General features: G+C 71.8%; 19 protein-coding genes and 1 tRNA gene. 11 read left to right on the forward strand and 9 right to left on the reverse strand.

All coding sequences use genetic code 11. The features are described from left to right. Window positions 1-37: 37 nt before the first annotated feature. Complete coding sequence (locus NLX94_RS25525) at window positions 38-616, reverse strand: HD domain-containing protein (RefSeq protein WP_254385397.1); 579 nt, start codon at window positions 614-616, stop codon at window positions 38-40. A gap of 14 nt (window positions 617-630) precedes the next feature. Continuing rightward, a complete protein-coding gene (locus NLX94_RS25530) occupies window positions 631-1,746 on the reverse strand; it encodes a DNA-binding transcriptional regulator (protein WP_254385398.1) in 1,116 nt (371 codons plus the stop codon). A gap of 118 nt (window positions 1,747-1,864) precedes the next feature. Between NLX94_RS25530 and NLX94_RS25535 the strand changes: the two genes are divergently transcribed. The 3 genes from NLX94_RS25535 (at window position 1,865) to NLX94_RS25545 (ending at window position 3,075) form a co-directional block, all read left to right on the forward strand. Then, window positions 1,865-2,182 (forward strand): DUF6415 family natural product biosynthesis protein, encoded by a 318-nt coding sequence (locus tag NLX94_RS25535; protein WP_254385400.1) that lies wholly within the window; start codon window positions 1,865-1,867, stop codon window positions 2,180-2,182. Window positions 2,183-2,294: 112 nt separating this feature from the next. Next, on the forward strand, window positions 2,295-2,837 hold the full coding sequence (locus NLX94_RS25540) for a hypothetical protein (protein ID WP_254385402.1): 543 nt from the start codon (window positions 2,295-2,297) through the stop codon (window positions 2,835-2,837). Between the two features lie 31 nt (window positions 2,838-2,868). Continuing rightward, entirely contained in the window at window positions 2,869-3,075 is a 207-nt protein-coding gene (locus NLX94_RS25545) for a hypothetical protein (RefSeq protein ID WP_254385404.1), read from the forward strand. 43 nt (window positions 3,076-3,118) lie between these two features. Here NLX94_RS25545 and NLX94_RS39440 read toward each other — a convergent pair whose 3' ends face one another. After that, window positions 3,119-3,358 (reverse strand): helix-turn-helix transcriptional regulator, encoded by a 240-nt coding sequence (locus NLX94_RS39440; protein WP_254385406.1) that lies wholly within the window; start codon window positions 3,356-3,358, stop codon window positions 3,119-3,121. Window positions 3,359-3,472: 114 nt separating this feature from the next. Next, window positions 3,473-4,441, reverse strand: a complete 969-nt coding sequence (locus tag NLX94_RS25555) for a phospholipase D family protein (RefSeq protein WP_254385408.1) — start codon at window positions 4,439-4,441, stop codon at window positions 3,473-3,475. A 158-nt stretch (window positions 4,442-4,599) separates the two neighbouring features. On the opposite strand from NLX94_RS25555, the gene NLX94_RS25560 reads away from it, so the two are divergent. Next, complete coding sequence (locus tag NLX94_RS25560) at window positions 4,600-4,812, forward strand: hypothetical protein (RefSeq protein WP_254385410.1); 213 nt, start codon at window positions 4,600-4,602, stop codon at window positions 4,810-4,812. A 327-nt stretch (window positions 4,813-5,139) separates the two neighbouring features. Here the strand turns inward: NLX94_RS25560 and NLX94_RS25565 are convergent. Next, window positions 5,140-5,211 (reverse strand) — tRNA-Val (locus NLX94_RS25565). A 112-nt stretch (window positions 5,212-5,323) separates the two neighbouring features. Here NLX94_RS25565 and NLX94_RS25570 point away from each other — a divergent pair. Both NLX94_RS25570 and NLX94_RS25575 read left to right on the forward strand, forming a co-directional pair. Then, entirely contained in the window at window positions 5,324-6,571 is a 1,248-nt protein-coding gene (locus NLX94_RS25570; RefSeq protein ID WP_254385412.1) for a hypothetical protein, read from the forward strand. A gap of 258 nt (window positions 6,572-6,829) precedes the next feature. Beyond that, window positions 6,830-7,375 (forward strand): DUF4383 domain-containing protein, encoded by a 546-nt coding sequence (locus tag NLX94_RS25575; RefSeq protein ID WP_254385479.1) that lies wholly within the window; start codon window positions 6,830-6,832, stop codon window positions 7,373-7,375. Between the two features lie 23 nt (window positions 7,376-7,398). Here NLX94_RS25575 and NLX94_RS25580 read toward each other — a convergent pair whose 3' ends face one another. Further along, entirely contained in the window at window positions 7,399-8,760 is a 1,362-nt protein-coding gene (locus tag NLX94_RS25580; RefSeq protein WP_254385413.1) for an MFS transporter, read from the reverse strand. Window positions 8,761-8,922: 162 nt separating this feature from the next. On the opposite strand from NLX94_RS25580, the gene NLX94_RS25585 reads away from it, so the two are divergent. The 5 genes from NLX94_RS25585 (at window position 8,923) to NLX94_RS25605 (ending at window position 12,984) form a co-directional block, all read left to right on the forward strand. Next, window positions 8,923-9,618, forward strand: a complete 696-nt coding sequence (locus tag NLX94_RS25585; RefSeq protein ID WP_254385414.1) for a FadR/GntR family transcriptional regulator — start codon at window positions 8,923-8,925, stop codon at window positions 9,616-9,618. 130 nt (window positions 9,619-9,748) lie between these two features. After that, the gene (dgoD, locus tag NLX94_RS25590) at window positions 9,749-10,894 is read left to right on the forward strand and encodes a galactonate dehydratase (protein WP_254385416.1); all 1,146 of its coding nucleotides are present in this window, start codon (window positions 9,749-9,751) and stop codon (window positions 10,892-10,894) included. A 69-nt stretch (window positions 10,895-10,963) separates the two neighbouring features. Beyond that, window positions 10,964-11,581 (forward strand): bifunctional 4-hydroxy-2-oxoglutarate aldolase/2-dehydro-3-deoxy-phosphogluconate aldolase, encoded by a 618-nt coding sequence (locus tag NLX94_RS25595; RefSeq protein WP_254385418.1) that lies wholly within the window; start codon window positions 10,964-10,966, stop codon window positions 11,579-11,581. Further along, entirely contained in the window at window positions 11,578-12,558 is a 981-nt protein-coding gene (locus NLX94_RS25600) for a sugar kinase (RefSeq protein ID WP_308402528.1), read from the forward strand. The genes NLX94_RS25595 and NLX94_RS25600 overlap by 4 nt, the downstream gene beginning before the upstream one ends. A gap of 213 nt (window positions 12,559-12,771) precedes the next feature. After that, entirely contained in the window at window positions 12,772-12,984 is a 213-nt protein-coding gene (locus NLX94_RS25605) for a zinc ribbon domain-containing protein (RefSeq protein ID WP_254385420.1), read from the forward strand. Here the strand turns inward: NLX94_RS25605 and NLX94_RS25610 are convergent. Genes NLX94_RS25610 through NLX94_RS25620 form a run of 3 tightly spaced genes read right to left on the reverse strand, consistent with a single transcriptional unit; the run spans window position 12,981 to window position 17,030 of the window. Then, window positions 12,981-13,640 carry an O-methyltransferase gene (locus tag NLX94_RS25610; RefSeq protein ID WP_254385422.1) on the reverse strand — a complete coding sequence of 220 codons (660 nt, stop codon included), beginning with the start codon at window positions 13,638-13,640 and terminating at the stop codon, window positions 12,981-12,983. The two genes, NLX94_RS25605 and NLX94_RS25610, sit on opposite strands and share 4 nt — an antisense overlap. 19 nt (window positions 13,641-13,659) lie before the next feature. Continuing rightward, window positions 13,660-14,490 carry an HAD family hydrolase gene (locus NLX94_RS25615; protein ID WP_254385423.1) on the reverse strand — a complete coding sequence of 277 codons (831 nt, stop codon included), beginning with the start codon at window positions 14,488-14,490 and terminating at the stop codon, window positions 13,660-13,662. After that, window positions 14,487-17,030 carry a phosphoribosyltransferase gene (locus tag NLX94_RS25620; protein WP_254385483.1) on the reverse strand — a complete coding sequence of 848 codons (2,544 nt, stop codon included), beginning with the start codon at window positions 17,028-17,030 and terminating at the stop codon, window positions 14,487-14,489. The genes NLX94_RS25615 and NLX94_RS25620 overlap by 4 nt, the downstream gene beginning before the upstream one ends. Window positions 17,031-17,041: the final 11 nt, after the last annotated feature.

Genomic DNA, 17,041 nt, shown 5'->3' on the forward strand with positions numbered 1-17,041 from the left:
CTTCGGGCCGGGAGGGGGCGCTTTCGCGCGTCCAGGGTCAGGCCTTCTCGCCGATAGCCGCCCGGAGCCAGTCGAGCGTGCCCTGCCCGAGCAGCTCCTCGGCAAGCCGCTGACCCGTTTCGGTCGTCAGCCGGGCCTGGCTGTTGTCGATCCACCGCTGGGCGGCCTCGTACCCCTGGGCCTTGTACTCGATGCCCTGGAGCATGCACTCCAGCTTGTCGGCATCGCGCGCACATACAGCCTCGGGCGAGTCCTTCTCTTCATACTCGGTGACCAGCTCCTGAAGGGCCTTGGCCAGGAGCTCGGGCATCCCCGCCGTCTGGTCAGCGGTTACCGCCACCGGGTCAGCAGCAGTCGAGTACTTCTTCCCGAGGTGGTTGACGTCCCCGGTACGGGTCTCCTGGGTGTCGTGCCAGACAGCGAGGAATGCAGCTCGCGCCGGGTCGGCCCCCTCCAGCTTCGCGATGATCGAGGCGATCAGCGAGGTGCGCCAAGAGTGCTCGGCGACGCTCTCGGGCAGCTTGACGCCGGCCATCCACCAGCCCGAGCGGGCCGTGTTCTTCAGGGTGCCCGCCTCGTAGAGGAAGCGCGCCACCGCGGACAGGTCGTCAGCCACGTCTGTTCTCCTTCTCACGCCTCGGCGAGGCGGATCGCGTACCGGATTCCCTCCAGCTCTCGACGCGCGCGCGTCGAGGGCTCGGTGATATCCAACAGCACCGGGAGCCGGTCTCGGAGCGCACTTCCTGGCACGGACGTTGCACGGAGGAGGTTGGGCCGGGCCGCGAGGAGCGCCCAGAGGGTGTGGACGTTCAGGTCGAAGAAGCCCTGCTCGGGCGAGAGGCCTGCCACGAGGTGCCGGAGGAGCTTGTGGCCCTGCCAGGCCGGCGCGGTGGGGTCGGCGATGAAGTCGTCGGAGAGCTGGAGGTGCGCTGATTCACCGATCCAGTAGGCCCAGTAGTTCAGGTTCGCGGCCTCGCCCGCGTCGTCATCTTCCAGGGTGGATGTGATGAAGTGGTTCATGCGGTCGCGGTCTCCCTGCCGGGCAGCAACGGCGGCCACGGAGCGGGCGTTGAGCCACTGGGTTAGCCAGTCGTCGGGGCGCTCGGCCCGCTGCTGTTGGGTGAGCCAGTCAGAGGTGTCGGCCGCATCGTCGTACCCGGCAAGGTAGAGGGCTTGGCGGCGGAGCAGGAATGGGCCCCCGCGCGCTTCCTCCGCCGTGCGCCGCATCCGGCGGAAGAACCGGCGTCGGTTGCCTGTGGAGAGTTCCGGCCCGGAGGGCACTGGTCCTCGGCGTGGGCGGGCCGGCGCGTGGAGGGCACGCATCGGCTCGGGTGTTACGCCGTTGAGGGGCCACGCGAGGACCTCGATCAGGTCGCGCTGCATGACCCAAGCGCCCAGGGGGCTGTCGCCCGTGGGCCCGTCGTCATAGAGCACGCTCGCCAGGAGGACGTCAGCCTCCAGGGCCTTGTCCAGGGCGACGAGCAAGGCCGGGCTGATGCCCATCCGCAAGAGTCGGTGCCGGTGGGCGAGCATCTGGCCGACGGCCAGGGACGTCAGCGGCCGTCGTCCTGATTCCCATCCGGCGACCGTATCGGTGGACACGAGGAATGCCTCGGCCAGGGTCTCCTGCGTGTGGCCGAGCTGCTCTCGGATGACGCGGAAGACGTAGCCGGACACTATGCCGCTGCGACCGCGCTGGGAGGTTCCCTGACTGTGGGTCAGGGTGGTCTGACCGTCGCCGCTCATCGCGCCTCCTCTGTCAGCATGCGGTCTCAAACTACCCGTACTCCGGGTCAGTTCGTACCCAATGGCCGGATCCCTAGGCTCGTCTCACCACCCGCTGACGACGGTAGGGAGCACCGGCATGAACCCCGGCGAGACGCAGACGATCGAGGAGCTCGCGGCGCGTGCCCTGGCGTCCTACGAGCAGCGGCCGGACGCCGAGGGCGTGGCGCACCTGGTCGACGACCTGATCACCGCCGGGAACGAGCTCCACGCTCAGGTGGACCAGATCCCGGCGCCCCAGCGCACCGAGCGCGCGGGCGCTGCCTTGACCGAGTGGGCCTACTTTGTCGACTCGGGCCCACTGGGCAACGGCGATCACGCGAACTGGAATCACGCCCGCGGCCTCGCCCGCATCATCCGGGCCATGGCCTCGACGCTCAGCGAGCAGCGCCAGTGAATGAACTGACCCGCCAATTCCTCTACGTGCTGATCGTCGTCGGCATCTTCGCCGCAATCGTCGTCGGCACCCGCTAGACCGCACCTTCCTGCACACAACCTAGGGAGACGCTATGTCCAGTCCGTACCCGACCCCGCCCCCGTGCAGCGCCGGCAAGGGTGAGACCCCGACCCCCGCAGCCACGCCGCGCGGGCTCCTCACCGACGCCCAGTTCAACGACGTCCGTGCCACCGTCCTCGACAACAACCCTGGCATGGAGCCCGAGATGGCCGGGCGCCTCCTGGTGGAGGCCCTCAAGTTCATGTCGGCCGCCGCCCTGTTCCCCACGGTTCGGATTTCCCCGACCCGCGAGGTTGACGAGGCCTGGCACGCACTCATCCTCCACACCCACCTGTACGCGACCCTGTGCAGCCGCCTGGGCCGGACCGTCCACCACTACCCCGAGCGCCCCGACCAGTCCCGGCACGACGACGACGTTCTCACCCGCACCGTCGCCCTGATCGAGCAGGCCGGATACACGCCGGACGCCGAGCTGTGGGTGGGCCCGGGCCGGTCGCTCGTGACCGTGGCCGCGAACTGCAACCACACGCCCATGCCGGGCGGCTGCGGCCCGATCAATCCCGGGAACTGCGCGACGCACGGTGGCGGCGAGTAGCCTCGCCGCACGCCAACGAAAGGGTGAGGACATGACCGCAGGTGAGGCCTACGAGCTGCACGCCGCGATGAGGCAGTTCGGGATTCCCGGGATCGTGAAAGCGAAGGACCCGTTGGATCTTGCGGGCGCCTACCTCGTGGTCGACGGGGCTGGTCGGGACATCACGGCCTACGTCCTCGCCGAGGCAGCAAGCGCGCGGCGGCGGCAGCCCGAGCGGGGCTTCGTCTTCGCACGCTGACACCGAGGACCGCCCCGGCCAGCAGTCCCCCCGCCGGCCGGGGCTACCCCTCGCGTACGAGGTGCGCAAGGGGGACGCCGATGGCGTCGGCAATGAGGAGCAGGGTGTCGAGGAGCGGTGAGGCCTGACCCTGCTCGATCTTGACGTAGTTCGCTCGCTCCATGCCCACGCGCAGGGCCACCTGCTCTTGAGTCAAGTTCTGCTGCTGGCGAGCCGCCCGGATCTGGTCGCCGATGCGTCGTCGGCGGACGAGTACGTGATCGGGAGTTGCAGGGCGGGACACCCGTCCAAGCTGTCGTGATCATGGACTGATGTATGTATCGTGCACGACACATTATGTGATCTTGAGAGACTCACGGGCTCCCCCTGCGATGATGCCGCGGGGGGAGCCCGTGCCTTAGGCTTCGTTGCTGGCCGCCCACCGCCCGTACCAGCCCATGAGCTGATTCGTAGTTGCAAGGCCCAGCTGGCCCCGGGCGGCAGCCAATTCCTTCGCCAGCAGCCGCAGGCTGACGCCCGCCTTTTTCGCCACGGTGGGCTGATCGTGCCCAGCGTCCATAAAGCGGAGCAGTTCGAGCTGCCTCTCCGAAAGCCCACTGGCCGTCCAGCCGAGCGCCCGCTCCCAGGTGCACGAAGCCGCCCAGAGGTGATCGAAGGTGACCCGGGCCCAGCTGACGGCGCACCGGTCGCTGATGTGCCAGCCGCTCACCGATCCGCCCTTTCGCGTTACGTGGTCGTCCACGAAGGCGTCTCGATCATCCACGATGACAACCCGGGGGAAAGCAGCCCGGTGTACGCGAACATCGCCGCCGGCGTGGGTGAACGCGGCGACGTACTCCTTCGTCGCGTCATCGGCGACGGCGGCGCCTCCGTAGAGCAGGCGCACGTGAACACCGCGCCCGAGGAGAGCGATGCTTCGGTCACTGCCGAGCTTTCGGGACCCGGAATCCCTACGGGAAGGCGCGTACGGCTGAGCCGAGAGCACTTCCACCCGTGCTCGCGATGACGTCTCACCGAGTCGGTTGTCCATCTGAGCCACGGTGGGCAGAAACTCGCTGGCATGCCCCCCATACATTCGCTGCGGGTCGAAGTGGACTCGGAGACCCTCCAGTGCGGGCAGCAGGGCGAGCTGCCCCACAGTCTTTGCCAACGCGTCCTGTTGCGCCTCCAGGAGCCGCTGCAGGGCGTCGCGCGGGTCGAGCGCCACCCACTGGCCCGAGATGTAGGGGCTCTCAACTACCAGGCCCAGTCCGGCTAGTCGCTGGATGTCGCCGTCAGCCACCTCCGCACCATCGGCGACTGCCTTGTACATGGCCTCGTCTGCCGCGGTGAGTGGCAAAAGTGATGCGGGTCGCTCGTTACTCATGGCCGCCCCCCAGCTGCCCGTGTGCACAGAATAGCTGTGCGTGATTTCGCAGTGCTTCAACTCTGGACTGAGTCACATGCCCGTGGCAAGGTTTCTTTCAGGAACAGCCGATCGAAGGTCTATTCGATTTGGCTTCGTCGAGGACCCAGGGGGTCGACATGATCCGAATCCGCATGGCACGGGCCGCAGCTGGCGTGGCACTCGCCGCGGGGGTGCTGATCGCCACGCCCTCCTTCGCGAACGCCACCACGAGCGACGCCTCGACGGCGCCCACGGCGTCGGCGGACGACATCGGTTGGGGCGCCCCTCCGGCAGCACCTCAGCCGAGCCCCAGCCCGACGGCGAGCACAAAGGACATCGGCTGGGGCTAACCGCTCCGTCAGGGTCACCCCTGACCTGTCCGCAGAGGCGCGCCCGTCGAAGCCGGGCGCGCCCTCGTAAAGACGTGCCGGCATCTGCACCTGGTGACCCCCCGAGCGGGTCCGGCACGAAGTGGGCTCCCCGGCCATGATGCGGCCGGGGAGCCCACTCGCATATTGTGCCCCGGACCTGCCGGGATGACCTTGATCATTTGGGTGATTTTTAGGAGATGAGCTCTCCCACCGAGCCCACGCGAACCCACCCGAACACCCGTGAACGCCGAAGGCCCTGCCCGGACAATGTCTTGTCCGGGCAGGGCCTTCGCCTCAATTCCCTAGTGGGCGCGGACGGTTTCGAACCGCCGACATCTGCTTTGTAAGAGCAGCGCTCTACCCCTGAGCTACGCACCCGTGGATGAGTGGACAGCCTACATGCAGGGCGCACCCCCCACGCAAACCCGTTCACGTGGGGGAGAATGGGCCGGGGCAGGGGACATGCGGACCGGGTACGGGAGAGGCGACTGTGACGACAGCACCCCGGCGGTGGTTCGGCGGCGGGCGGGACGAGAGTCGGCGGGCGGATGCGCAGGCGGCGAAGGACGCCGCCGCGGCGGCGTTCTACGAGCTGGACACCGCGCAGCGGGACCTGCGGATCTCGATCGAGACGATCGCGGCCGCGGACGGCTCGCCGGAGGCTCGCCGGGTCGGTGAGGGGTTCGTCGCGCTCGGGCGGCGGATCGACGACGTCAGCCACGTGTACATCAATGCCGTGGACGCGCACGATCTCGACCGGGTGGAGCTGGAGGCGTCCGCGGCGACGCGCGCCCGGGACGAGCTGACGCGGGCCAAGGAGGAGCTGGTCCGGGTCAAGGGCGAGCTCGACCGGTTCGCGCAGGGGCTGCAGCCGCTGCTGGACCGGGCCGAGACGCAGCTGGCCCGGGTGGCGCCGGCCCGGGAGCGGGCCCGGGCCGCACTGCTCGCGGCGAGCACGGCGCTGGACGAGGTGCGCGGCAAGGGGATCCGGGCCGACGACCTGGCGGCGCGGCTGGCCGCGCTCGGGCCGGAGCTGACGAAGCTGAACCAGGGCGCCGCGCAGCACGGGGTGCAGGAGACGGTGCAGCGCGCCGACCGGATCCTGCGCGACGCCGAGGCGATACGGGCCGAGGCGGCGCGGCTCCCGGAGCGGGCGGCGGAGTTCGACCGGCGGCTGGTGAGCCTGCGCACCCGGGCACAGGCGCTGCGCAACCGGGCGGACCGGGTGGATCCGGTGCTCAGCGAGCTGCGCCGGCGTTTCAGCGCGGCCTGCTGGCAGGACCTCCAGCAGGTACCGGAGCAGGCGGTACGGGACGTCGCGCAGGCGGAGGAGCGGCTCGCGGAGGCCGGCCGGGCGCGCGACCAGCAGCAGTGGGCCGTCGTAGCGGCCCTGGTCGAGGCGGTACGGGCTGCGCTGGACGCCACCGACGAGGCGGTGTCGGCGGCGCAGGACCGGCTGACGCGGCTGGAGGCGGTGGCCCGGGATCCGCAGGCGGAGGTACAGCGGACCCGGTTCGCGATCCGGGACGCGCAGCGCCTGGTGATGGAGGGCCGTACGGTCCCCGAGGACCGGCACGCGCGCCCGCTGGACGAGGCGGTGGCCCGGGTGACCCGGGCGCTGGCCGCGCTGGAGGACCGCCACCCCGACTACTGGGCCTTCCTCCAGGAGATGGAGGCCGTACGGTCCTCCGTGCAGCGGGTGGTGACGGACATCCGGACCGAGCGCGGCCACGGCTGAGGGCCGTCCCCGGGGAGCCCCCCGGACCGGACTTGTCCGGGTGGGGGCATCGGCGGATGCTGGAGGGGCCAGACCGGAGCAGAGGAGGGCGCCATGGCCGCCCACGCTTCCCCCGCAGAGCACACGCCGCACGAGTCGTACGCGCCCCACGCGCTCTACGGGTGCCACGAGCCACATGAGCACTACGCGCCCTACGTGGCCCACGAGCCGTACCCGACGGCGGCCCCGCCCCGGAGCTCCCCCGGGCTCCTGCACCGCATGATGCGTCCCGTCAACGCGAGCCTCGACGAGCACCTGCCCAGCGATCACCGGCTCAGCCAGGTCTACCGGGTCGGCGCCGGCCTGACCGGACTGCTGCTGGTGGTCTTCGGGATCCTCGGGCTCATCGACCGGATCGGGTTCTTCGACACCGGCGGCGACAGGGTGCTCGCGCTGAACACCAACGGCGCGCTGAGCGTGCTGTCTATCTGCATCGGGCTGCTGCTGTTCGCCGGGATGGTCATCGGCGGCAGCTTCGCCTCGACGCTCAACATCGTGCTGGGTCTGCTGTTCATCGCGAGCGGGTTCGTGAACCTCGCGCTGCTCGACACGGCGATGAACTTCCTGGCCTTCCGCATCCCCAACGTGCTGTTCAGCTTCGTGGTGGGCGTGATGCTGATGTGGTTCGGGATGTACGGGCGGGTGGGCAGCGCCCTGCCGCACGACAACCCGTACTGGCGTGCCCGCCACCCCGAGCAGGCGGCTCGGGAGCAGCGGGCACGTACGGGCACGAGGGGGAGGCCGCCCGTCGGCAGGCCTGCGTAAGGCCGGATCGGCCGCGCAAGGCCCTACGCCTCGATGCGTTCGACCTTGTCCACCAGGAAGAGGAAGGACAGGGCCCCGCCGACCGTGATGCCGCCGATCAGCATCAGCGGGAGGGCGAAGGAGCCGTCGCCGCCGCCGATCATGTAGCCGATGACGATCGGGACGACGATGCCGGCGAGGTTGCCGAAGACGTTGAAGACCCCGCCGGCCACGCCGAGCATCCGCTCGGGGGCGATCTCGGTGACCAGCACCCAGGAGAACGACGCGAGGCCGTTGGCGAAGAAGGCCACGCACATGATGGCGATCATCGCGGCGTTCGAGGTGACGTAGTTGGCGGCGACGATGACGCCCGCCAGGGCCAGGCCCGTCACGATCGGGGTCTTGCGGGCGAAGGAGGCCGACATCCCGCGCTTGACCATCCAGTCGGACCAGCTGCCGCCGCACAGCACGCCCACGAGGGCGGCGACGAAGGGCAGGGCTCCGGTCAGGCCGCCCTTGTCGAGGCTCAGGCCGCGCTCGTTGGTGAGGTAGGTCGGGAACCAGGTCAGGAAGAAGTACAGCGTCGAGGCGATGGCGAACTGGCCGAGGAAGACGCCCCAGATGCGCCGCTGACGGAGCAGGAAGCCCATGTCCCGGCGGAAGGCGCCCTTCTCCCGGGCCTGGGCGGAGCTGTCGGCCGCGGCCTCGTCCTCGGTGATGTGGACGAGCTCGTACGCACCGACCTTGGGGTGCTGTTCGGGGCGGTTGCGGATGACCTTCACCCACACCAGCGCCCAGGCGATGCCCATGCCGCCGAGGATCCAGAACACGTGGCGCCAGCCGAGGGCGGCGGCCATCCAGGCGATCAGCGGAAAGGCCACGCCGAGGCCGATGAACTGCCCCGAGGTGTAGACGGCGACCGCCCGGCCGCGTTCCGCGCGCGGGAACCACGAGGCGGCGACGCGGCCGTTGCAGGGGAAGGCGGGGGCTTCGAAGAGGCCGAGGCCCATGCGGCTGGCGAAGAGGAAGCCGAAGCCCTTGGCGAGCGAGCCGAGGGCGGTCATGACCGACCAGCCGATCAGCGCCCAGGCGTAGACGATGCGCGGGCCGAACCGGTCGACGAGGCGGCCGCCGGGGATCTGGGCGAGGGCGTAGGTCCAGGCGAAGCCGGAGAAGAGCCAGCCCATCATCTCGGGCGAGATGCCGAGGTCCCTGGACACGTCCGGCGCCACGATCGACAGGACGCTGCGGTCCAGGTAGTTGATGGCGGTACTGACGAAGAGCACGGCGAGGATCGCGAAGCGGTACTTGCCGATCCGGCGCTTCGGCAGGCCGGACGGGTCGGACGGGCCGGTGCCGGTGCCCGGCCGCGTGGTCGCGGCGGCCGGGTCGTGGCTGAGGGACATCGGTGTCTCCCGGGGGACGTGTGAGGAGCGCAGAGCTGCCGGAATCAGTCGTTCCGGTGGCGCGACTCGATAATTGCTAATTAACGATTACTTGTGCAAGTCTTTGCCCAGTCAGGGGAGCAAGTAGGGACCAAAGCCCCGACAGGGAGAGGGGAAACCGGAATGAGCAGCAGCAGCGAGGCCGCCTACGCCGGCCGCGGGGTCCACAAGGCCGCGGTGGAGGAGCTGGCCCGCCGGATCTTCGAGGGCACGTACGACGAGGGGGCCACGCTCGACCTCCCCCTCCTGATGGAGGAGCTCGACGTCAGCCAGACGGTGCTCCGCGAAGCCATCAAGGTGCTCATGGCCAAGGGGCTGCTCGACGCCCGCCAGAAGCGCGGCACCTTCGTGCGCCCGCGCACCGACTGGAACCTCTTCGACGCCGACGTGCTGCGCTGGAAGCTCGCGGCCGGCGCGCCCGAATGCTTCTTCTCGGACCTGCTCGAACTGCGCCGCTCGATCGAGCCGGCCGCCGCCGCGCTGGCCGCCGTACGGGCCACCGCGCAGGACCTCGCCGCACTGGACGCGGCGCTGACCGCGATGGCGGCGAGCGACTCCGACCCCGTGCTGCACGTACGGGCGGACGCCTCGTTCCACCTGGCACTGCTGACCGCGTCGCACAACCTGTTCTTCGCGCAGATGTACCGGGTGATCATTCCGGCCCTCGTGGAACGCGACCGCACGGTGCACAAGGGGGACTTCGAGCACCCGCACGCGGTCCACCGGGCCGTGGTCGACCGCGTCCGGGCCGGGGACCCGGACGGGGCGCACCGGGCCGTGCTCGACCTCCTCGACATGGCGCAGCGCGACCACCCTTAGGCCCCGTGGAACCCGCAGACCCGTAGAACCCGTAGACCCGCAGACCCGCAGACCCGCAGACCCGCAGACCCTGCAACACCCGCAGATCAGATCCCCTCCTGCCACCCCACAAGGAGAGGAACCCGCAGCCGTGAAGATCACCCGCATCGAGACGTTCATGGCCCCACCGCGCTGGATGTTCGTGCGCGTCGAGACCGACGAGGGCGTCGTCGGCTGGGGCGAACCCGTGGTCGAAGGGCGCGCCGAGCCGGTGCGCGCGGCCGTGGAGGTGCTGTCCGAGTACCTGACCGGCCAGGACCCGATGCGGATCGAGGACCACTGGCAGGTCATGACCAAGGGCGGCTTCTACCGCGGCGGCCCCGTGCTGTCCTCCGCCGTCGCCGGGCTCGACCAGGCGCTCTGGGACATCAAGGGCAAGGCGTACGGCAAGCCCGTGCACCAGCTCCTCGGCGGGCCGGTCCGCGACCGGATCCGCGCCTACGCCTGGGTCGGCGGCGACGAGCCGCACGAGATCGAGGACGCGCTGCTCCAGCAGATCGAGGCGGGCTTCACGGCCGTCAAGATGAACGGCTGCGGCCGCATGAGCCCCCTCGCGACCCGCTCCGAGGTCCGCGACTGCCTCCGGCGGGCCGAGACCGCCCGCGAAGTCCTCGGCGCCGACCGCGACTTCGGGCTCGACTTCCACGGCCGGGTCTCGCCCGCCAACGCCCGCCGGATCCTGCCCCTGCTGGCCCCGTACGACCCGATGTTCGTCGAGGAGCCGGTCCTCTCCGAGCACATGCGGGCCGTCCCCGACCTGGTGAACGCCTCCAACATCCCGATCGCCCTCGGCGAACGGCTCTTCTCGCGGCGGGAGTTCCTCGCCCCGCTCGAGGCCGGCGTGGCGATCCTGCAGCCCGACATCTCGCACGCCGGCGGCATTTCGGAACTGCGCCGCATCGCCTCCCTCGCCGAGATCTACGGGGCCCAGATCGCGCCGCACTGCCCACTGGGGCCGGTCGCCCTGGCGGCCAGCCTCCAAGTCGCCTTCACCACCCCGAACTTCCTCATCCAGGAACAGTCCATCGGCATCCACTACAACCAGGGCGCCGAGCTCCTCGACTACGTCGCCGACCCCGAGCCGTTCCGCTTCCACGCGGGCTCCCTGCTCCGCACGGAGCGGCCGGGCCTCGGCGTAGAGGTCGACGAGGCGGCCGTCCGCGCCGCCGACGAGAAGGGCCACGCCTGGCGCAACCCGGTGTGGCGCCACGAGGACGGCTCCTTCGCCGAGTGGTGAGCCCCCACCACCACCCGGCAGCATCCCCCACCCCCACCACCCCCCACACATCAGAAGGCAGGCATTCCCATGGAGTTCGGCGCAGCGCTGCGACAGGAGCGGCTCGTCGCCATCGTCCGCGGAAGGGACCCCGAAGCGTCCTTCCGCACGGTCATGACCCTCGTCGAGGAGGGCGTCCCGCTCATCGAGGTCTCCCTCAGCGGGACCGACGCGCTGGACGTCATCGGCCGGGCCCGCAAGGAGCTCGGCGACGAGGCCTGGCTCGGCGCCGGTACGGTCCTCACCGCCGAGGACGCCCAGCGGGCCGCCGGCGCCGGGGCCAACCTGATGGTCACCCCGGGCCTCGGCGCCGGCGTGGACGAATCCGTCCGGCAGGGGCTGCCGGTACTGGCCGGGGTCATCACCCCGACCGAGGTCATCGCGGCCGACGCGGCGGGGGCCTGCGCGCTCAAGCTGTTCCCCGGCTCGATCGGCGGACCGGCGTACCTGCGGGCCCTGCGCGCCCCCTTCCCCGACCTGCCCTTCGTACCGGTCGGCGGGGTGGACGCGGCCGCCGCGGCCGAGTACCTGTCTTCCGGCGCGGTGGCCGTCGGCGTCGGATCCCCACTGATCGGGGACGCGGCCGACGGCGGCGACCTGCTCGCGCTGCGGCGGCGGGCGGCGGAGTTCAAGGCGGTCTGCGCGTGAGCCGGCCCGACGCCGCCGCCCCCGAGGTCCTCACCTTCGGGGAGACCATGCTCGCCCTGCGCGGCAGCGGTCCGCTGCGCCTCGGCGGGAGCATGGAGGTCTCCGTCGCCGGCGCCGAGTCGAACGTCGCGATCGGCCTCGCCCGGCTCGGGCACGCCGTCCGGTGGGCGGGCGCGGTCGGCAAGGACGAAGCCGGTGAGCTGGTCCTACGCACCCTGCGCGCCGAGGGCGTCGACGTCCGCGGAGCCTCCCTCGACGACGGCGGGGCCCCGACCGGGCTGATGCTCGCGGAGCCCAGGCTGCCGGAGGTCACGCGCGTGCACTACTACCGCGCGGGCTCCGCGGGATCGCGGCTCAAGGCCTGCTCGGTGGAGCGGGCCTTCACGGCGGCCCCGCCGAGGATCCTGCACCTGACGGGGATCACCCCGGCACTCTCCCGCTCGGCCCGCTCGGCCTGCACCCTCGCGCTGCGCCTCGCCTCCGAGCACTCGGCGCTGGTCTGCCTGGACGTGAACTTCCGGTCCCGGCTGTGGTCCTCCGGGGAGGCTGCGGAGGTGCTGCGCGCGTGGGCCCCTTCGGTGGACGTCCTCATCGCCTCCGACGACGAGCTCCCGCTGTGCCTCCCGGAGGGGGCCCCGGGCGACCCGGCCGTCCAGGCGAAGGAGCTCCTCGCCCTCGGGGTCGGCGAGGTGGTCGTCAAACTCGGCGCGGCCGGCGCGACGGCCCACACGGACGACGGCTCGGTGCTCCACGCCCCGGCGCGGGCCGTCCGCGCGGTCGACACGGTCGGCGCGGGCGACGCCTTCGTGGCGGGGTACCTCTCGGCGCTGCTCGACGGGGTCTCGGCGGAGGCCCGTCTGGACCGGGCGGTCACCACGGGCGCCTTCGCGGTGGCCTCGCGGGGCGACTGGGAGGGCGCGCCGACCCGCGCGGAACTCGGGCTGCTGTCCGCCCCGGCGGGCACGGTGGTCCGCTGAGCCCCGGCGGGGCCTGGCCGACACGGGGGTGCGGCCCGGCTCCGCCGGTTCCCGGGGCCCTGCGGGGCTGTCCCCGCCCCGCCCTTCCACCGTTCCCCGGGGCTCCGCCCCGGACCCCGCGCCTCACACGCCGGCGGGGCTGGATTTCTCCAGCCCGCAGGGCCGGCGCGCGGGGATTCCGGAGGCCGGGCGGTACTGCGTAGCCTGTACCGCATGCCCCGTTACGAATTCCGCTGCCGGACCTGCGAAGACACCTTCGAGGTCAGCCGGCCCATGGCCGAGTCCTCCGCGCCCGCCGACTGCCCCGCGGGGCACTCCGACACCGTCAGGCTGCTGTCCGCCGTGGCCGTGGGCGGGACCAGCGCGGCCCCCGCCCCCGCCGCGCCCATGGGTGGCGGCTGCTGCGGCGGGGGCGGCTGCGGCTAGCGCTTGCGGGACAGGGTGATGCCGTCGGAGATCCCCAGCAGCACCGATTCCATGCGGGGGTCCGCCACGACGTGGTCGTTGTAGGCCTGGACCCCCGCCGCCCCGCCGGTCGCCGCCGGGTCCAGCACCTGGCCGTGGTACAGCGTGTTGTCCGTGACCAGGAGGCCGCCCGGGCGCAGGCGCGGCACGAGCTCCTCCCAGTAGGCGATCTGGCTCTGCTTGTCCGCGTCCATGTACGCCATGTCGATGTGCGGCTCGGCCGGCATCGCGCGCAGCGTCTCCAGCGCGGGCGCGATGCGCAGGTCGATGCGGTCGGCCACCCCGGCCTTGGCCCAGGCCTCGCGGGCGTACGCCGTCCACTCCTCCGAGATGTCGCAGGCGATGAGGCGGCCGTCGGCCGGCATGGCCTGGGCCATCGACAGCGAGGAGAAGCCGGTGAAGGTGCCGATCTCCACGATGTGCCGCGCGCCGGTCAGCCGGACCAGGAAGGCCAGGAGCGGCCCCTGCTCCTCCGCCGACTGCATTCCCGCGGACTCCGGGAACACCTCGTACGTCGTCGCCACCAGCCCCCGCTGGACCTCGTCCAGCGGGGGGTTGTGCGCGAGCATGTACTGGTAGAGCTCGTCTGTGATCTTCGTGCTGTTGCCCTTGGTCATGGGCCCAGTGTGCCCATGATCAGGCTGCGGGGGCGCCCCGTCTCGCGACTTCGCGCGTGAAGGCCCGCACGATCTCCTCCCCGGCCAGCACTCCCGCCTGCGCCAGCGCCGTCACGTGCGGCGCCGTCCAGCCGGCGTCGGCCAGTTCCCCGTGGCCCGGCCGCCAGGCCGTGTCCGCGGCGAGCAGCAGGTCGGCGTCGAGGAGGGAGTCCCCGGCGGCCAGCGTGCTCGTGGCCCCCGTGCGCTCTGCCACCTCGCGCATCGCCGCGCTCTTGGTCAGCGGCCGCGGGACGGCGTAGATCTTCCGGCCCTGGAGCGAGATGGTCCAGCCGCGCGCCTCGGACCATTCCGTCAGCGCCTTGATCCACTCCTCGGGCACCAGCGCCCGCTCCACGACCAGGTACGCGAACAGGTCCTCGGCCACCCGCGCCTTGCGCAGCCACGCCGGGTCGGCCACGGACGTCAGGTGCGCGTTCATCTCCTCCAGCGGTACGGACTCCGCGGCGAGCCGCGCCGCGACCTGACGGCGCCAGTCCCGGTCCGGGACCCCGTCCACCAGGAGCTGGCCGCCGTTGGCGCAGATCGCGTACTTCGCCGGCCGTCCGGGGAAGCGGATGCGCTGGTACTGCTTGCGGGTCCGGGTGGTGGTCGGCACGAACACCGCGCCCGGGTCGGCGGACAGCTCCGCCAGCAGGCCCGCCGCCGTCTCCGTCATGTACGACAGCGGCTTGCTCTCGTGCACCTCGACGCACAGCAGCCGCGGGGCCACCGGGTCGGGCATGGTCAGGCCGAGGGCGGCCGTCGAGTAGATGAGCGTACGGTCGAGGTCACTGGCTACGAGGACGGTCACTTGGCGGCCACAGCCTTTCCGTCGGCGCCCGTGGCGCCGCGCGTGAAGCGGGGATGGATGAGTCCTACGCAGCTGTACGGCAGGCCGTCGACCTCTTCGACCGGCACCCCCCGCTGCTCCGCGAGGAGGCGTACGTGGTCCAGGTCGGCCCCGGCTCCGCGCTGCGCGAGGATCTTCCACGGCACCCGGCGCAGCAGCACCCGCGTGGTCTCGCCGACGCCGGGCTTCACCAGGTTCACGTCGTGGATGCCGTACTCCTCGCTGATCCGCTCCACCGCCCGCCAGCCCACCCAGGTCGGTGTGCGGTCGGCGGCGAGGAGCTCCTTGACCTCGGCGTCCACGGCCTCGGCCACCTCCTCGAAGTGCGCGGAGACGGTGTCGACGAACGCGACGGAGACATCGGCCCCGGCCAGCTCGCGGTAGAACTTCGCGCCGTGGAAATCGGCGGGCCCGACCAGGTCGGACCTTAGCACCGTACGCGAGACCAGCCCGGAAACGGTGGAATTGAGACAGGCGGAGGGGATCAGGAAGTCCTCGCGCGTGCCGTACGTCTCCACGCACGAACCGGGGTCGGCGAGGACCACGATCTCCGGGTTGAAGCCCTCGAACTCTCCCAGGGCCTCGCGCAGTTCGCGGGTGATGGCGCCCTTGCCGGTCCAGCCGTCGACGAAGACCACGTCGGCCGGGTCGTGGTGGGCCGCGAGCCAGCGCAGCGCGTTGGCGTCGATGCCGCGGCCGCGCACGATGGAGACGGCGTAGTGCGGCAGGTCCAGGCCGTGCCGGGCCCGGGCCCAGCGCCGCATGAGCACGCCCACGGGGGTGCCGGCGCGGGCGAGCGAGACGAGGACCGGGGAGGGGGAGCGTTCGGCGAGGACGGTCTCGGTGACGGTGCCGACGGCGCGGGCCATGCGGGCGGCGGAGGCGGTCAGCGCGCTCTGGTAGAGCTGCTGGTACTCCGGGGACGGCTGGTACTCCACCGGGAGGGACTCGGCGTAGTGCGCATCGCCCGCCTGGATGGCCTCCTCGCGCTCCTCGGTCGGGGCCTCCAGCTCGACGCCGGAGAGGTCCTGGAGCAGCCAGCCGACGTCCTCCGGGGCGTACGAGGAGAAGTCGGGGCCCCGCAAGGGCTCGGCGGTCATGATCGGCTCCTGCCGGTCGGGGACGTACGAGGGTATGACGGCCAGCAGGACCCGGCCGGTGTGCGGGGCGAGGGCCGCGAGCAGGCCGGTACGGAGCTCCGCGGTGTCCCCGGCCGAGTCCACGACGGCGATCACGGCGTCGAAGCGGGCGCCGGCGACGTTGTACGCGTACCGGTCGCCGGGGCCGTCGGCCGGGGCGTCGTGGGCGGGGAAGACGAGGCGGGTGCGGATGGCGTAGCCGGGGTCGTCCACGGCGAGCACCGGCGAGCGGGTGGTGGTGGAGAAGCGGACCTCGGCCGCGGCGCCGGACGCCTCCAGGGCCTGCGCGAGGCGCAGCGGGGCGTACATCAGCTCCTCGTTGCCGAGTACGAGGACCCTCTCGGGGGTCCCGCCGAGCGCGGCCGTGAGCCGGTCAGCCATGCCCGGCAGGGCGGCCTCCAGTACTGCGCGGTGCGCGGGGGTGAAGCCGTGGCGTCCGCCGTCGGGTATCCCGGCCGGCCAGCCCAGTTCCACGCGGATGGTCGGGTGCGGGCCGTCTCCCGGGGCGCTGCCCCGGACCCCGCTGCTCAAACGCCGCAGGGGCTGATTTTGCCCACCCCCGGGCTGCGATTCGCCGGCCGCGGGCTGGGATCCGGCAGCGGAGGGAGCCGCAGCGGAAGCGGAAGCGGCGGCCTCCGCCTCGTACTGCTCGACCAGGGCCTGCCCCTTCGCCAGGACCCCCTCCGGGAGGGAGACCGTGCCTGAGGCCAGGGATATGAGGTCCACGCGGGCCCCCAGCTCCGCCGCGAAGGCGGACAGGCGGTCGCGGTCGGACTCCGAGCGCATGTCGACCAGGGCGACGACCACGTAGTGGCCGCGCGGGTGGCGGGCGTGGAGGTCGGCGATGGTGTTCAGGACGGTGTTGCCGGTGGAGAACTCGTCGTCGACGAGGACCAGCGGCCCCGGGCCCGCCAGCAGCTTCGGGTCCTCGGGCAGCAGCAGGTGCGAGGTGGCGTGCGAATGCGCCTCCTCGAAGCCGCCCGCGGCCTCCACGCCGGGCACGGGGCGGCGGGTGGAGTGCAGGTAGGGGGCGCCGCCCAGGCCGTCGGCCACGCAGTGGCCCAGCCCGGTCGCGGTCTCCGCGTACCCCAGGACCACCACAGAGGCGGCCTCCGCCTCGCCGAGCAGCTCCCGGACCCGCTCGCCGAGCCCGTACCCGGCGGCGTACACGGCCGCCGGGGACTGCGGGACGTGCTTGCCCAGCACCCGGGACACCAGCAGGTGGGCCCGCTTGGGGTTGCGCCGCAGGGCCAGCCCCAGGAGGTCCTGGAGCGCCGGCCCGCCGGTCCCGTCGCCCGTGCCGTCCTCCAGGCTCACGCCCAGCCGGTCCGCGACCCACGTTCCCGACCACACCGCTTCGATCGTCTTGCCCT

This window comes from Streptomyces sp. TBY4 (assembly GCF_024213195.1).
GTDB lineage: Bacteria > Actinomycetota > Actinomycetes > Streptomycetales > Streptomycetaceae > Streptomyces.

What these genes read in the sequence shown, in the direction of transcription:
- NLX94_RS25530 (WP_254385398.1), bottom strand. Translation starts at nt 1,746, where the DNA reads ATGAGCGGCGACGGTCAGACCACCCTGACCCACAGTCAGGGAACCTCC.
- NLX94_RS25535 (WP_254385400.1), top strand. Translation starts at nt 1,865, where the DNA reads ATGAACCCCGGCGAGACGCAGACGATCGAGGAGCTCGCGGCGCGTGCC.
- NLX94_RS25540 (WP_254385402.1), top strand. Translation starts at nt 2,295, where the DNA reads ATGTCCAGTCCGTACCCGACCCCGCCCCCGTGCAGCGCCGGCAAGGGT.
- NLX94_RS25545 (WP_254385404.1), top strand. Translation starts at nt 2,869, where the DNA reads ATGACCGCAGGTGAGGCCTACGAGCTGCACGCCGCGATGAGGCAGTTC.
- NLX94_RS25555 (WP_254385408.1), bottom strand. Translation starts at nt 4,441, where the DNA reads ATGAGTAACGAGCGACCCGCATCACTTTTGCCACTCACCGCGGCAGAC.
- NLX94_RS25560 (WP_254385410.1), top strand. Translation starts at nt 4,600, where the DNA reads ATGATCCGAATCCGCATGGCACGGGCCGCAGCTGGCGTGGCACTCGCC.
- NLX94_RS25575 (WP_254385479.1), top strand. Translation starts at nt 6,830, where the DNA reads ATGATGCGTCCCGTCAACGCGAGCCTCGACGAGCACCTGCCCAGCGAT.
- NLX94_RS25580 (WP_254385413.1), bottom strand. Translation starts at nt 8,760, where the DNA reads ATGTCCCTCAGCCACGACCCGGCCGCCGCGACCACGCGGCCGGGCACC.
- NLX94_RS25585 (WP_254385414.1), top strand. Translation starts at nt 8,923, where the DNA reads ATGAGCAGCAGCAGCGAGGCCGCCTACGCCGGCCGCGGGGTCCACAAG.
- NLX94_RS25595 (WP_254385418.1), top strand. Translation starts at nt 10,964, where the DNA reads ATGGAGTTCGGCGCAGCGCTGCGACAGGAGCGGCTCGTCGCCATCGTC.
- NLX94_RS25605 (WP_254385420.1), top strand. Translation starts at nt 12,772, where the DNA reads ATGCCCCGTTACGAATTCCGCTGCCGGACCTGCGAAGACACCTTCGAG.
- NLX94_RS25610 (WP_254385422.1), bottom strand. Translation starts at nt 13,640, where the DNA reads ATGACCAAGGGCAACAGCACGAAGATCACAGACGAGCTCTACCAGTAC.